Origin of the sequence: Campylobacter sp. TTU_617 (assembly GCF_016599045.1) — a bacterium.
Lineage (GTDB): Bacteria > Campylobacterota > Campylobacteria > Campylobacterales > Campylobacteraceae > Campylobacter_D.
In genome coordinates, this window is sequence record NZ_JAENKV010000001.1 from 127080 (window position 1) to 140902 (window position 13823).

16 protein-coding genes are annotated in these 13823 nt (G+C 25.8%); 4 read left to right on the forward strand and 12 right to left on the reverse strand.

Features of this window, described 5'->3' with window-relative positions:
- Positions 1 to 5: 5 nt before the first annotated feature.
- Genes GQV94_RS00605 through ceuB form a run of 4 tightly spaced genes read right to left on the reverse strand, consistent with a single transcriptional unit; the run spans position 6 to position 3592 of the window.
- Positions 6 to 974, reverse strand: a complete 969-nt coding sequence (locus GQV94_RS00605) for a siderophore ABC transporter substrate-binding protein (RefSeq protein WP_200169057.1) — start codon at positions 972 to 974, stop codon at positions 6 to 8.
- A 20-nt stretch (positions 975 to 994) separates the two neighbouring features.
- Positions 995 to 1750 carry an iron ABC transporter ATP-binding protein gene (locus tag GQV94_RS00610; protein ID WP_200169058.1) on the reverse strand — a complete coding sequence of 252 codons (756 nt, stop codon included), beginning with the start codon at positions 1748 to 1750 and terminating at the stop codon, positions 995 to 997.
- On the reverse strand, positions 1747 to 2685 hold the full coding sequence (gene ceuC, locus GQV94_RS00615) for an enterochelin ABC transporter permease CeuC (protein ID WP_200169059.1): 939 nt from the start codon (positions 2683 to 2685) through the stop codon (positions 1747 to 1749). Before ceuC ends, GQV94_RS00610 begins: the two co-directional genes overlap by 4 nt.
- The gene (gene ceuB / locus GQV94_RS00620) at positions 2678 to 3592 is read right to left on the reverse strand and encodes an enterochelin ABC transporter permease CeuB (RefSeq protein ID WP_234126271.1); all 915 of its coding nucleotides are present in this window, start codon (positions 3590 to 3592) and stop codon (positions 2678 to 2680) included. The genes ceuC and ceuB overlap by 8 nt, the downstream gene beginning before the upstream one ends.
- A 221-nt stretch (positions 3593 to 3813) precedes the next feature.
- Between ceuB and rpsO the strand changes: the two genes are divergently transcribed.
- From rpsO to GQV94_RS00635, 3 genes are all read left to right on the forward strand, one after another.
- Positions 3814 to 4086 (forward strand): 30S ribosomal protein S15, encoded by a 273-nt coding sequence (rpsO, locus tag GQV94_RS00625; protein WP_131163377.1) that lies wholly within the window; start codon positions 3814 to 3816, stop codon positions 4084 to 4086.
- 76 nt (positions 4087 to 4162) lie between these two features.
- Positions 4163 to 5038, forward strand: coding sequence for a tRNA 5-methoxyuridine(34)/uridine 5-oxyacetic acid(34) synthase CmoB (cmoB, locus tag GQV94_RS00630; RefSeq protein WP_200169060.1), 876 nt, complete (start codon positions 4163 to 4165; stop codon positions 5036 to 5038).
- Positions 5039 to 5040: 2 nt separating this feature from the next.
- Positions 5041 to 5622, forward strand: a complete 582-nt coding sequence (locus GQV94_RS00635) for a hypothetical protein (RefSeq protein WP_200169061.1) — start codon at positions 5041 to 5043, stop codon at positions 5620 to 5622.
- Here GQV94_RS00635 and GQV94_RS00640 read toward each other — a convergent pair whose 3' ends face one another.
- Both GQV94_RS00640 and GQV94_RS00645 read right to left on the reverse strand, forming a co-directional pair.
- Complete coding sequence (locus GQV94_RS00640; RefSeq protein WP_200217294.1) at positions 5623 to 5796, reverse strand: hypothetical protein; 174 nt, start codon at positions 5794 to 5796, stop codon at positions 5623 to 5625.
- Positions 5797 to 5812: 16 nt separating this feature from the next.
- The gene (locus GQV94_RS00645) at positions 5813 to 6343 is read right to left on the reverse strand and encodes a thermonuclease family protein (RefSeq protein WP_200169062.1); all 531 of its coding nucleotides are present in this window, start codon (positions 6341 to 6343) and stop codon (positions 5813 to 5815) included.
- Between the two features lie 55 nt (positions 6344 to 6398).
- On the opposite strand from GQV94_RS00645, the gene GQV94_RS00650 reads away from it, so the two are divergent.
- The gene (locus GQV94_RS00650) at positions 6399 to 7667 is read left to right on the forward strand and encodes a M20/M25/M40 family metallo-hydrolase (RefSeq protein WP_200169063.1); all 1269 of its coding nucleotides are present in this window, start codon (positions 6399 to 6401) and stop codon (positions 7665 to 7667) included.
- On the opposite strand, the gene GQV94_RS00655 is transcribed toward GQV94_RS00650, so the two are convergent.
- From GQV94_RS00655 to GQV94_RS00680, 6 genes are all read right to left on the reverse strand, one after another.
- Positions 7668 to 8906: an MFS transporter gene (locus tag GQV94_RS00655; RefSeq protein WP_200169064.1), complete on the reverse strand. Its 1239-nt coding sequence runs from the start codon at positions 8904 to 8906 to the stop codon at positions 7668 to 7670.
- A 6-nt stretch (positions 8907 to 8912) separates the two neighbouring features.
- Positions 8913 to 9743: a cysteine ABC transporter substrate-binding protein gene (locus GQV94_RS00660; RefSeq protein WP_200169065.1), complete on the reverse strand. Its 831-nt coding sequence runs from the start codon at positions 9741 to 9743 to the stop codon at positions 8913 to 8915.
- A 79-nt stretch (positions 9744 to 9822) separates the two neighbouring features.
- Complete coding sequence (locus GQV94_RS00665; protein ID WP_200169066.1) at positions 9823 to 10602, reverse strand: enoyl-ACP reductase; 780 nt, start codon at positions 10600 to 10602, stop codon at positions 9823 to 9825.
- Positions 10602 to 11492, reverse strand: coding sequence for a 4-hydroxy-tetrahydrodipicolinate synthase (dapA, locus tag GQV94_RS00670; protein ID WP_234126248.1), 891 nt, complete (start codon positions 11490 to 11492; stop codon positions 10602 to 10604). The genes GQV94_RS00665 and dapA overlap by 1 nt, the downstream gene beginning before the upstream one ends.
- Positions 11489 to 12730, reverse strand: coding sequence for a M16 family metallopeptidase (locus GQV94_RS00675; protein WP_200169067.1), 1242 nt, complete (start codon positions 12728 to 12730; stop codon positions 11489 to 11491). The genes dapA and GQV94_RS00675 overlap by 4 nt, the downstream gene beginning before the upstream one ends.
- Complete coding sequence (locus GQV94_RS00680; protein WP_200169068.1) at positions 12727 to 13779, reverse strand: quinone-dependent dihydroorotate dehydrogenase; 1053 nt, start codon at positions 13777 to 13779, stop codon at positions 12727 to 12729. The genes GQV94_RS00675 and GQV94_RS00680 overlap by 4 nt, the downstream gene beginning before the upstream one ends.
- Positions 13780 to 13823: the final 44 nt, after the last annotated feature.

Here is a 13823-nt window from a genome sequence, read left to right on the forward strand (position 1 = left end):
TAAGATTAATTTAATGCTTTAGCTACTTCTTGAATCATAACTTCTAAAGATTCAAGCCCGCCGCCTGAAAGATACCAATATTGTGGATCAAGATAAATAATTTTATTATTTTGTGCTGCCTTGGTTTTTAAAATCAAGGCATTATTTAAAATATCTTTAGCTTTTGCTTGATTTCCAACAATAACATTTCTATCAATAACAAAAATAAAATCTGGATTCTTCTCTAAAATATATTCTGAGTTAATACTCTTACCATGTGTGCCAACTTTTAAAGATTTATCCACAGGTTCAATACCTAAAATATCATGTATTAGACCAAATCTCGAAGAAGATCCAAAAGCTGAAATTTTATTAGAATTAGTAAGTACTATCAGGGCTTTTTTATCTTTATTGATTTTACTTTTTATTTCCGAAATTTCTTCTTTTATTTGTGATATTTTATTTTTTGCTTCTTCTTCTTTATTATAAAGTTTTGCAATGCTTAAGACATTATTTTCAAAAGAAGATAAAAAATCAGTATTGTCTATACCAAAATATATAGTAGGTGCAATTTGATTTAATTTATCATAAAATCTAGTTTGACGTCCTGAAATAATGATTAAATCTGGTTTTAATGCATTAATAGCCTCTAAATCTACTTGTTGAACACCGCCTATATTATTTTTATCATCATATTGCTTCAAATAAGTAGGTAAATTTTTAATAGGAACTCCAACAACTTTATCATTTAAATTTAAAGAATCAAAAGTATCTAAGGAACCAAAATCTAAAATTACAACCTTTGAAGGATTTTTAACAACCTTACTTTCACCCAAAGAATGCTTAATTAAAAAAAAATCTCCCTCATCGATTATGCTTATAGGAGTAATAGTTAAAGCATTCTCATTGTTATCTTTAGCCTTATCATTTGAACAGCCACTAAAACCAAACCATAAAAACAAACAAAAAAATAGTAAAATATTTTTCTTTTTCATATTTTCTCCTTAAAAATAAATTAAAAATAAAGACATATTTTTTTATTTTTAAATTCCATTAAAGGAATTTCCATATCATAAACTTCTTTTAAAATTTCACTATCAATAATCTTTTCTGTATGATCAAATTTAACAACCTTTCCATCTTTTAAAGCAAGAATTTCATCAGAATAAATTGAAGCAAAATTAATATCGTGCAAAACAACTATGATAGATTTATTAAAATCTCTAATTAAATTTTTCATCAAATTCATAATCTGAACACAATGCTTCATATCAAGATTATTTAAAGGCTCATCAAATAAAATAAATTCAGTATCTTGAGCGATAATCATTGCTATAAAAGCTCTTTGTTTTTGTCCACCGCTTAAAGTGTCTAAGTATTTATCTTTTATTTCATAAAGCCCTGTGTAATTTAAGGCTTCATTGATTTTTTCTTTATCTTGTAAATTAAGTCTTCCTTGAGAATAAGGAAAACGACCAAAAGATACCAACTCTTCAACACTTAATCTCAAATTTAAATTATTTTGTTGTTTAAGAATGGAAATTTTTTGGGCTAATATATTTTCTTTATAAGAATTAATATTTTTATTATCAATATATATTTCACCGTTATCAGGTTTCATCAAACGACTAATAAGAGAAAGTATAGTACTTTTACCAGCTCCATTAGCACCAATTAATGAAATAAGTTTATTTTTAGGAAAAGTTAAATTTAAATTTGAAACTATGCTTTTTTTATTATAACTTTTACTTATATTTTTTAACTCTATCATAATTTATTACCCTTAAAAACAAGATATAAAAAATATATTCCACCAATGAAATTTATAATCACGCTTATAGTTGTGTTGTATTCAAAAACTCTTGAAACAAAAAAGATACCTATAACTAAAAATATTATTGCAATTAAAGAACAAGCTAGGAGTAAAAATTTATGCTTAGAAGTCTTAAAGAGTTCATAAGTGATATTACACACTAAAAGCCCTAAAAACGTGATAGGACCGACTAAAGCTGTACTTATAGAAGTTAATATAGCTATAATTATCATAAGATGCTTTATAGTTCTATGATAATTAATTCCTAAATTGATACTTAAGTCTTTACCCAAAATTAATGGATCTAAAAATTTTAAATATTTAATAACAAAAATAATACTAATTAATGTAATAATACTTGCTAAAAATAAAACATCAATTGCAATATTATCAAAACTAGCAAACATTCTTCCTTGGATAATCATAAACTCATCAGGATCAATTAAAACTTCAAAAAAAGTTCCCAAAGTAGAAAAAAATGTTCCAAAAATAATTCCTAAAAGCATAATTAAATAAATATTTCTTTCATTTTTAAAAAGAAGCTTATATAAAAGTAAAGAAAAGATTATCATACAAAATAAAGAAATTAAGAAATTAATATTTTCTTTATATACAATTAAATTTGTAGAACCTAGGATAAAGATTAAACAAGATTGTAAAAGCATATATAAAGAATCAAGTCCTATAATGCTTGGTGTAAGAATTTTATTATTACTAATGGTTTGAAAAATAATACTTGAAACAGCAATACATATACCAACAATGATAATCGAAATAACTTGCAAACTACGATTTTTTAAAGCATAGTCGCTAAATTCTCCTATAAAACTAAATAAATAAATACCTACGCTAAGTAAAGTAATAAAAATTAAAAAATATATTTTTTTAATCATTTTTTCTCTTTAATAAAATCCAAATAAATATCAAAGATCCAAGAGCTCCAGCTACTATACTAATTGGCATTTCAAAAGGAAAAATAATTATTCTTGCAAAAATATCACATATAAGTAAAAACAAAGCTCCACTTAATGCAATATAGCTAAGATTTTTTTTAAGATTATCTCCTTTATAAATAGAAATAATATTAGGTATAATAAGACCTAAAAAAGGTATAACTCCAACAGTTAAAACGATTACTGAAGTAATAACTGAAACGATAAATAAACCTATACTAAGAATAAAATTATAAGAAACGCCTAGATTAATACATACTTCTTTTCCCATACCCACAATAGTAATTTTATTAGCAAATATATACGCAATTATCAATAAAGGCAAACTTATATAAATTAACTCATAGTTTCCTTGCATAACATTGGCAAAACTTCCTTGTAACCAACCTTGAATATTTTGAATATAATTTAAACTATAGGCAAAAAATGTTGTTAAAGAACTAATAATTCCACCAAACATTAAACCTACGAGAGGAATAAAAATACTATCTTTAAATTTTATATTTCTTAAAATTTGTATAAAAACAAAACTTCCAAGCATAGTAAAAATACAAGCTATTAAAGTTTGAAATAAAAAAGAATAAGTATGAAAAAATATTAATGAAATCAAAATTCCAAATCTTGCACAATCCATAGTTCCAGCGGTAGTTGGTGAAACAAATTTATTTTGAGTAATTTGTTGCATAATAAGACCACAAATTCCCAAACTCATTCCTGTGATAATAATAGCTATAATTCTTGGAATTCTTGTTATGAATAAAAGTTCTAAATCTTCCTTATCTAAAGAAAATAAAGAAATATCTTTTACTCCTATAAAAATACTTATTATAGATAAAATAAAAAGCATTGATAATAAAACTCTTAGTTTTATAAAACAACTAAACAAAAATTTCCTTAATTAAAATAATGATAATAATTATTAAAAAATTATATACTATTTTTCTAAATTTTTTATAAAAATGATATTAATTTTCAATAAATATTTTAATATATATTTAATAAATTCAGTTTATTTTTTGATTTTATAGGTATAATACCAGTTTTAAATATACCAATCAGGAGGTCAAAATGGCTTTAGATTCGGCTAAAAAAGCAGAAATTATTGCTAAATTTGCTAAAAAATCAGGAGATACAGGCTCTACAGAAGTTCAAGTTGCACTTTTAAGTGCTAGAATTTCAGAATTAACTGAACATTTAAAAATCTACAAAAAAGATTTCTCTTCACGTTTAGGTCTTTTAAAACTTGTAGGACAAAGAAAAAGGCTTTTATCCTACCTTAAGAGAAAAGATCATAATAGTTATATAAAACTTATTAATGAACTTAAACTTAGAGATAAATAATTTTTAAATTATTCTTGGGATTTGCCTATAAATCCCAAATTCTTTTATAGCCTTTTCTTTTTATATAAGGAATGTCATGAAAACAAAATCCTTAGAAAAACAATTGAAAAAAAATCATTTATATGCTTCAATACAAAAAATTAAAAAATTAAACTTAAATTCCAAATTTTTTACTACAAGAAGCATAAACATAAAAACAAATCAAAAAGTAAAAGAGCAAATTAAACAGATTGCAATAGAATTAAAACCCTGGAGAAAAGGTCCTTTTAAAATTGATGACCTTTTTATAGATTCTGAATGGCAAAGTTTTATAAAATTTAATATATTAAAACCTTTCATGAAAGATATTGAAGATAAAGTTGTTGCAGATGTTGGATGTAACAATGGTTATTATATGTTTAAAATGTTAAAATACAATCCAAAAAAGATTGTAGGTTTTGATCCTTCTATAAAATACAAATTACAATTTGAGCTTATTAACGCTTTAGCTAAAACAGATATTAAATTTGAACTTTTAGGAGTTGAAGATTTACCAAACTATCATCATAAATTTGATGTTATTTTTTGTCTAGGTGTGATTTATCACCGCAGTGATCCCGTTAAAATGCTAAAACAATTAAAACAAAGTCTTAACAAAGATGGAATTGTATTTTTAGATACTATGTTTATTAAAGACAAAAGGGAGGTTGCTTTAATTCCTAGAAAAACTTATTCTAGAATATCAAATATTTTTTTCATTCCGTCGATATTAGGTCTAAGAAATTGGTGCGAACGTGCTGGATTTAAAGAATTTGAAATTTTGGCTATTAAAAAAACAACTAAAAATGAACAAAGAAAAACAGAGTGGATTGACTCTTATTCTTTGGAAAATTTTTTAGATCCAAACAATCGTAATTTAACTTATGAAGGTTATGAGTCACCTAGAAGAATTTATGTAAAATTAAAGGTCTGATAATGGCAAAAAAAGATAATTTTGAAGAGTATGCTCAATTAGAAGAATATGCATCACAAGAAGACATATCACGCATTAAAACAGAACTTGTAACATGTCCTGATTTAAACAATTCTCTTTCTGGGACCATTATTGAACTTTCAAAAAACTATGCAAAATCAATCTTAATTACCTCTCCAGAAATGATAGTAGATAATCAAGGACTTATATTTGATGCGTTTGTTTTTTCTGCAGCAAATTATGTTGCACAAGCTGCTATAAACAAAGAATATTCTGTTCTAATAGGTTCAAAATGCTTTTTTTATGCCCCTTTAAAACTAGGAGATATTTTAGAACTTGAAGCTCATGCTCTTTTTGATGATTCATCTAAAAAAAGAGAAGTTAAAATTATAGGATATGTGAGTGAAATTAAAGTCTTTGAAGCAAATTTACAAATTGTTACTATGGATGATCATATATTTAAACTCAAAAGACCTCCTTCTAGTACAATAAAACAAGAAGCTAAGGCAAATGAAAAAGAAACTAGTGCAAATGCAAACCCAGAAGCAATGGCTGCAACATTAATGGCTTCAATGGGAAAATAGTTATTTTGGATCCAAGGGAAGATCAACCCAATTATTAGGACATTCTTTATGGTAAATTCCGCTTGCATCATAGTATTCCTTACAATCACTATAATACCTATTTGAAATTCCTCTTTCATTTACAAAACATCCAGAAAATAATACAAGTATAAAAAAAATTATATATCTCATCATATTTATTGTCCAAAAATTAAAATTTATTTTGTTTTCTCCATTTATAAGGTTCTATAGGATTTTTATCTTCCCAAAGACCTAAATGATTTTTTTGTGCGAATTTTTGATCTTTTGTATAAATATCACTATAAAAACTATATGACCAAGCAAAACCTTTAGAAACCATTATTTGATTAATATCTAAATTATCAAATTCTACAATTGCTAAAATTCTATCATAAATATCTTTATCTTTATAAATTATTTTAACCTTCTTATCTTGAATTATTGATCTAAGATAATTTTTAGCTTCTATTCCAAATTTTTGTTTAAGTTCTGGAGCATCAATTCCGAAAAGTCTTATTTTATTTTTATCCCCTTTTAAATTTAAAACTTCTATAGTATCTCCATCTATAACTTTTATAACTTTTGCATCAAAAGATTTTGTTTGTGCTATAAAACTCTCTATAAAAATTAATATAAATATCAAAATTAAAAAAGAAAAAAATTTCTTAGGATCACTTAAAATTTTTCTTAAATTTAATATTTTTTCAATATTTAATCTCATTTTAAACCCAAAAAATAAAAATTATGTATAATTTTATCTAACAAAAGGAGTTAAAATGCAAAATATCATAAAAAATTTTAAAAAATTATGTGAAATACCGCATTGTAGCTATGAAACAAATCAAATGAGAGATTTTTTAAATGCTTATGCCAAAGAAAAAAACTTTAAAGTAAATATTGATTTAGCTGGTAATATTCACTGCATCAAAGGCGATCCTAAAATTTGTTTACAAAGTCATTATGATATGGTCTGTATGGGAAATGCCCCAAAAATAGAAGTTTATGAAGATAATGGTTATTTAAAAGCTAAAGATTCATCTTTAGGAGCTGATAATGGCATCGGGATAGCTATAATGCTAGAAGCAATGCAAAAATTTTCAAATTTAGAATGTCTTTTTACTAATAATGAAGAAGTTGGACTTATGGGGGTTAATGATTTAGAACATAAACTTCATTCTAAAATGCTTTTAAATCTAGATCACGAAAATGAGAATGAAATCATTATAGGTTGTGCTGGCGGAGTAGATATTGAAGCTTTTTTAGAATATGAAACAAAAGAATATTTTGGAAAAGTTTATGAACTAAGTGCAATAAATTTTAATGGGGGTCATTCTGGCATTGATATTATTGATAATCCAAAAAGCTCCATAAAGGAAATGGCTCGTTTTATTAAAGAAAATAAAGGAAAAATTATAAATTTTGAAGGCGGAGAAAGAGTAAATTCTATACCAAAATATGCAAAAGCTTTAGTATTATTTGATAATGATGTTAAGTCAAATAAATATATTCATTGTCAATTTATAGAAGAAAGAAAAGAAAAAATATGTTTAAAATCTGATATTTTACTTAACGTTTTAATTTCTTTTTCTCAAGGAGTTAGAAGCTTTAATAAAACATTAGATATAGTTCAAACAAGTATTAATTTAGCTATTTTAAAAATGAGTGAACAAGAAATAAGAATTAGTCTTTTTGCAAGATCAAATTTATTAGAAGATTTAAAACAAGTTGAATTTGAAACTTTAACACTTTTTGAAGCCTTTAATTTTAAAGCCCGATCTTTTAATTTTTATCCACCATGGGAAGGAAAAGAAAATGAGCTTAGCGATAACTTATTAAAAATATTTAAAAAAGAAAATAAAAATATTAAAATTTCAGCAATACACGCAGGTTTAGAATGCGGGATTATCGAAAAAAAACAAAAAATTTTATGTTGTTCTATAGGACCAAATATATATAATCCACATTCTACAGACGAAAGATGCGAACTTGCTTCAGTTGAAAGAATATCAAAAATTGTTTTTGAACTTTTAAAAAATTATCAATAATTAAAATATATTTCTTGCATTTTTTGCAAGAAAATATTTTAATAAAAACACACAAACTAAGGCACTAGAACCTACAAAAATAAAATAAAATTTTAAATAAGTATTAAAAAATAAATCTACTATAAAAGGGGTTATAAAACTTAAAATAGCATAAGAAATATTATAAGCAAAAGAAAGACCACTAAATTTTAATTCATTTTTAAAAATTTGAGTCATAAACACAGGTGCAAAAGTTACAATCCCTTGAGAAAAACAAGCTAAAAAATAAAATAAAATAAAATAATCATTATATAAAGAAAATGATAAAGAAAATACAATAAACATTAAGCTAAATATAATACAAATTTTATAAGATCCAAAAAATTTAGCCAAAATTCCTTGTATCAATGATCCCATCATCAAAATAAAAATTGCCCAATTTTGGATATAAAGAGCTTCCATGTTATTTAGAGATAAAACTTTATGAAAATATTTTGGCAATATCATTAAAGTTGCAATAGCACTTGTTAATACTACGCTCATTAAAAAACAAACAAGCATACTAGTTTTATGGGTTTTAAAAGCTTGTTTAAGAGGAAATTTTAAAATTTGATTATTCTTTTTTATTTTCTCAAAAATAGGAGTTTCATCAAGATGTTTTCTTAAAAAAAGTGCTAAAAATCCAAATATTGCACTTATAATAAAAGGAATTCTCCAAGCATAAGATTCTAAATCATTTTCACTAAAAGTATTTTTTAAAATAATAAATGTTAAACCACCCAACAATAAACCAAATGTCAAAGTCATAGAAATAAAACCTAAAGCTAAGGGTATTTGCCTACCTCTAACAAACTCACTTACAAACACCCAAGAACCACTCACTTCAGCACCTATTGCTAAACCTTGTAAAATTCTCATAAAAAACAAAATAATGGGTGCTATAATTCCTATGCTTTCATAATTAGGTAAAAAAGCAATAACAAAATTAGGCAGAATCATCAAAAGCATACTTATATAAAAGATTTTTTTACGCCCTACTTTATCACCAAAATGCCCCATAAAAATAGCACCCAAAGGGCGTATTAAATAAGCAATACCAAATAACAAATAAGAGCTGAATTTTAAAAAAGATTCATCTTGAGGAGGAAAAAAAATTTTAATAAAGATATCAAGAAAAAAAACAAATAAAATGAAATCATAAAATTCTAAAATGCCTCCTAAAGAGGCATAAACAATATTTTTTATTTTTTTATTTTTCATTAAAAATTAAATTTTTCCACCCTCTATAACAACATCTTCAGCGCTTATATCACTTGAAAAATGATCTTTAAGTGTTGCTTCATAGTCTTTGTGAAAAAACTGCTCATTAGAAAGCTTTATAATTAAATTATCAAGAAATTCTTTTAACTGTATATCACCTTTTTTAACAGCTGGAGCTATTACATCATGATTGCCTAAGTCCTTAATCGCCATTTTAAAATCAGGATGATTTTTAACCCAAGCAAAAAGCAGAGTATTATCATGACTTAAGGCATCTCCCCTTTTATCAAGCAAAGCAGCAAAAGTTTCTGTATTTTGATCATATTTTAAAGTTCTAATATTAGGATAATTTTCTGTAAAATATGCATCAGCTGTTGTGCCTTTATTGAGCAATAAAGTTTTATCATTTAAATCTTCAATTTTAGATATAGTAGAATCTTTAGGCACGACTACTCCAAGAGAAACTTTCATATAAGGCAAGGCAAAATCAACTTGTTCTTCTCTTTGGGGTGTTTTAGTAAAATTTGCCAATATAATATCAACTTTATTAGATTTTAAAAACTCAACACGATTAGCTGCTTCAACAAGAACAAAATGAACTTTATTTTCATCACCAAAAAGCTCTTTGGCAATACGCTTAGCAAAATAAACATCATAACCTTGATTTTCACCTTTTTCATCTATATAACCAAAGGGAGGTTTATCTCCAAAAACCCCTATTCTTACAAAGCCATTCTTTTTAATTTGCTCCAAAGAATTTGTATTATTAGAATCAAAACAAGCTGATAAAATCAATGATGAAATTATCATTAAAAAATATAAAAATACTTTTTTCATAAATAAACCTTTCTTTTAATAAATGAAGCTTACTATATAAAAAAAGTGTAAACAAAAATAAATTTTATAATTTATTTTATCATTTAAAAGTAGTTCCACCATCTACAATAAAAGTATGACCACTTACCCAACTTGCTTTAGATGAACAAAGAAATAAACATGCACCAGCTAAATCTTCTGGCTGTCCCATACGATTTAAAGGGCTTAGATTAATTGTGGCTTGTTTTACTTCTTCATAATTTGTAAAAGCCCTTAAAGCATCTGTTTCTATTGGACCACCGCTTACTACATTTACGCGTATATTTTTTTCTCCTAATTCGGTAGCAGCATATCTTGCCATAGCTTCTACTGCAGCCTTTGCAGTGCCATGCCCTGCATAATTTTCTATATAAACTAAATTTCCAGTTGATGAGATAGAAATAATACTTCCTCCCCCTACTTTCTCCATTCTTTTAGCAGCTTCTTGAGAGCCAACAACAAAAGCATTGACAGTTGCTGTAAAGATATTATTGATTCCTCTTGGTTTAAGTTTCATAAATTTAGTATATCCACCAACTACTGCACGTCCAGAAATAATAGCATTGGAAATAAAAAAATCTACCCTATCAAAATCTTGATCAATTTTTTCAAAAAGTTCTTTATAAGTTTCTGGCTCTAAAATATTAAATTCATAAGCTCTAGCTTTGATATTGAAATTATCTTCTAAATCTTTTACTATATCTTTAGCTAATTCAGCATTAGAATTATAAGTAAAAGCTACATTTACGCCCATTTTTGCAAATTCATATACGATAGCTTTTCCTATACCTCTTGTTCCGCCACTAATTACTAAAGTTTTTCCTAAAAATTCATTATTCATCAAAATCCTTTAATGTTATAATTTTTTAATATATTTTCAATTTTTTTAAAATTTTCATTACTTGGAGAGCAAAGAGGTAAACGAAATTCTAAAGAATCTATAAGCCCCATAATAAACATTGCTGTTTTAATAGGGATAGGATTACTCTCACAAAATAACACTTTATTTATATTATAAAGTTTATCATTAATTTCCTTAGCTAAATTATAATTACCTTTTAAAGCTTCATGAGTTAACAAAGAAATTTGATCAGGTAATAAATTTGAACTTACAGAAATAACACCTTTACCTCCATTAGCAAGGATAGGATAATTAATAACATCATCACCGCTAATTAAAACAATATCTGGCTCATTAGCCAATAGATCAACGCATTTTTCAATATTTCCACTAGCCTCTTTTACGCCGAAAATATTATCACAATCTTTAAAAAGCTTTATTATAGTATCTGTTACAATTTCACAGCCTGTTCTACTTGGAACATTATATAGTAACATAGGAATTTCTATACTATTTGCTATATTTTTATAATGTTCATAAAGTCCTTTTTGGGTTGGCTTGTTGTAATAAGGTGTAACACTTAAAATACCATCAGCTCCACATTTTTGTGCAAATTTAGCTAAATCGATAGCTTCGTGAGTAGCATTGCTTCCTGCACCTGCTAAAACTTTAACAGAAGTATTTTTACACGTTGCAACAGCAAGCTCTATACAAGTTTTATGCTCATTATGGGTTAAAGTTGCACTTTCTCCTGTTGTTCCTACTGGAACTAAAACATCTATACCGTTATTAATTTGTCTTTTGATAAGTTTGATATAATTTTGTTCATCAATTTTACCATTTTTAAAAGGGGTGATTAAAGCAGTCATTGCTCCGATTAAATTCATCATTTTTTCCTTAAGATCATTGTGGTAGAATTATTATCATTAAAATATTTTTTAGCACACTTTATTAAATCATCTATAGTTAAATTTTCAATATCTGTTTCATAATTTAAAAGAGGTTTTAAATCTCCTCTTGCCAAATAAGAACCAAAAAGATTTGAGACTTCAGTTGCAGTGCTAAGCGAAAATATAAAATCACTTTTAGTATTATTTTTTATTTTTTCTAAATCTTTTATTGAAATTTCCCCATTTTTTATATTATTAATAATTTTCCACAATTCCTTCTCAACTTGTTCAGCTTTGATATTTAAATTACAATTGCAAATAAAAATAAATAAATTTTCATCAATGGTATCATTAACAAAAGCGTAATAATCATTGATTAAATTTAATTTATCTACAAGAATTTCATTCATTAAAGAACTTTTCCCATTACCCAAAAGTTCAGCTAAAGCATTAAGAGCTGGAATATCTTTATGTTTAAAATTAGGAATTTTAAAACCGATGGCAAGAATTTGGGTTTGAGAATTTTTTTTAAGAACTATTCTTTTGGGACCATCTTGTTTTGGTTCTTTCATATAAATCTTTGGAATAATTTTTGTATTTTTTATATTTTCAAAATATTTTTTAGCCTGATTAAAAACTTCTTTGCTATCAATATCACCGCTTACAAGTAAAATAGCATTTTTAGGCTGATAATAAGTCTTGTGAAATTCTCTAATATCTTCTATTGTCCAATTTTCAATATCTCTTAAAAACCCAATAGGAGTCCAATGATAAGGATGATAAATAAAAGCATGATTAAAAAGTCTAAAATACAAATATCCTAAAGGATTATTATCTGTTCTCCATCTACGTTCTTCTAAAACAACTTTTCTCTCCGGTTGAAACTCTTCATCTTTTAAAGTTAAATTTTGCATTAATTCTGCAAAAAGCTCTAAAGCTTTATTTAAATTTTTTTTAGCACATTTAATATAATAATGCGTATAATCAAAACCTGTACTAGCATTATCTACACCACCAAATCCTTTGATAATTTCATCAAATTCTCCAGCTTTTAAATTTTTAGTACTTTTAAAATTTAAATGCTCAAGCATATGTGCGATACCGCTTTTACCTATAAATTCGTTTCTAGAGCCTACTTTATAAAAAATATCAACACTAATAACTTCGCTATTCTTATTTACAGGTAATGCATAGACTTCAAGTTTATTTTTTAGACTTATTTTTTTAAAATCAATCATTTAATATTTACTCCAACTGCTTCGCTAATATGCATAAAACCATCCTCTCTTAATAAAGTAAGCAATTCTTGATTGATATTCCTAACAAGAGATGGGCCTTTATAAATAAGCGCTGTAAAAACTTGAATCAAATGGGCGCCATTTTTAATACGCTCATAAGCTTCCCTGCCACTATCAATTCCTCCACAAGAAATTAAAAGAGTATGAGAAAAAAGCTCTTTGGCTAATTCTTTAAAAAATTTACTGCTCTTTTCTTGTATAAGCTTGCCGCTAATTCCTCCAAAAGTTCTACCATTATCAAGTAAAGAATAATCAGTACTTGTATTTGCAATTATAAATCCATTAACACCTTTTTCTATAGCTTTTTTACATAAATCAATAGCTAAAGGTATTTCTAAATCAGGAGCTATTTTAATTAAAATTGGTTTTTGGGTAATCTTTTTTGCTTCACTTAATAAATCATTTAAAAAACTATGATTTTGTAAAGATCTTAAATTTTTAGTATTAGGTGAAGAAATATTAATAATAAAATAATCACATAAATCTTTAAATTCTTTTAATAAAACAAAATAATCTTCTAATGCATTTTCGCTATTTTTATTTTTTCCTATATTAGCACCCAAAGGCAAAATAAAAGGATAAATTTTAATTAAATTTGAATAAATCTCTTTAGAGCCTTTATTATTAAAACCCATGGCATTTTGTATGCTTTCTTGCTTTACTAATCGAAATACTCTTGGTTTTTCATTACCTTCTTGTGCTTTAGGTGTAAAAGTTCCAAATTCTAAAAAACCAAATCCTAAAGCACTCAAAGGTCTTATCATGGTTGCATTTTTATCAAAACCTCCAGCCAAACCAACAGGATTGCTAAATTGAAGACCTAATAAATTCTGACTTAAACTTTCATCTTGAATTATAAAGCGATTAGCTAAAAAACTAAGCGCACCCGGAAAAATGGTATTAAGACTCCTTAAAGAGTATTCAACCAAATTATGGGCACATTCTGGATCTAATTTAAAAATTAAAGGCTTTATGTGTTCATAAATCATTTTTTTCCTTAAAAATTTTAACTTAAATTCTAACTAAATTAAAA

Coding starts and splice junctions, on each gene's coding strand:
- GQV94_RS00605 (WP_200169057.1), bottom strand. CDS start 974: ATGAAAAAGAAAAATATTTTACTATTTTTTTGTTTGTTTTTATGGTTT.
- GQV94_RS00610 (WP_200169058.1), bottom strand. CDS start 1,750: ATGATAGAGTTAAAAAATATAAGTAAAAGTTATAATAAAAAAAGCATA.
- ceuC (WP_200169059.1), bottom strand. CDS start 2,685: ATGATTAAAAAAATATATTTTTTAATTTTTATTACTTTACTTAGCGTA.
- ceuB (WP_234126271.1), bottom strand. CDS start 3,592: ATGCTTTTTATTTTATCTATAATAAGTATTTTTATAGGAGTAAAAGAT.
- rpsO (WP_131163377.1), top strand. CDS start 3,814: ATGGCTTTAGATTCGGCTAAAAAAGCAGAAATTATTGCTAAATTTGCT.
- cmoB (WP_200169060.1), top strand. CDS start 4,163: ATGAAAACAAAATCCTTAGAAAAACAATTGAAAAAAAATCATTTATAT.
- GQV94_RS00635 (WP_200169061.1), top strand. CDS start 5,041: ATGGCAAAAAAAGATAATTTTGAAGAGTATGCTCAATTAGAAGAATAT.
- GQV94_RS00640 (WP_200217294.1), bottom strand. CDS start 5,796: ATGATGAGATATATAATTTTTTTTATACTTGTATTATTTTCTGGATGT.
- GQV94_RS00645 (WP_200169062.1), bottom strand. CDS start 6,343: ATGAGATTAAATATTGAAAAAATATTAAATTTAAGAAAAATTTTAAGT.
- GQV94_RS00650 (WP_200169063.1), top strand. CDS start 6,399: ATGCAAAATATCATAAAAAATTTTAAAAAATTATGTGAAATACCGCAT.
- GQV94_RS00655 (WP_200169064.1), bottom strand. CDS start 8,906: ATGAAAAATAAAAAAATAAAAAATATTGTTTATGCCTCTTTAGGAGGC.
- GQV94_RS00660 (WP_200169065.1), bottom strand. CDS start 9,743: ATGAAAAAAGTATTTTTATATTTTTTAATGATAATTTCATCATTGATT.
- GQV94_RS00665 (WP_200169066.1), bottom strand. CDS start 10,602: ATGAATAATGAATTTTTAGGAAAAACTTTAGTAATTAGTGGCGGAACA.
- dapA (WP_234126248.1), bottom strand. CDS start 11,492: ATGATGAATTTAATCGGAGCAATGACTGCTTTAATCACCCCTTTTAAA.
- GQV94_RS00675 (WP_200169067.1), bottom strand. CDS start 12,730: ATGATTGATTTTAAAAAAATAAGTCTAAAAAATAAACTTGAAGTCTAT.
- GQV94_RS00680 (WP_200169068.1), bottom strand. CDS start 13,779: ATGATTTATGAACACATAAAGCCTTTAATTTTTAAATTAGATCCAGAA.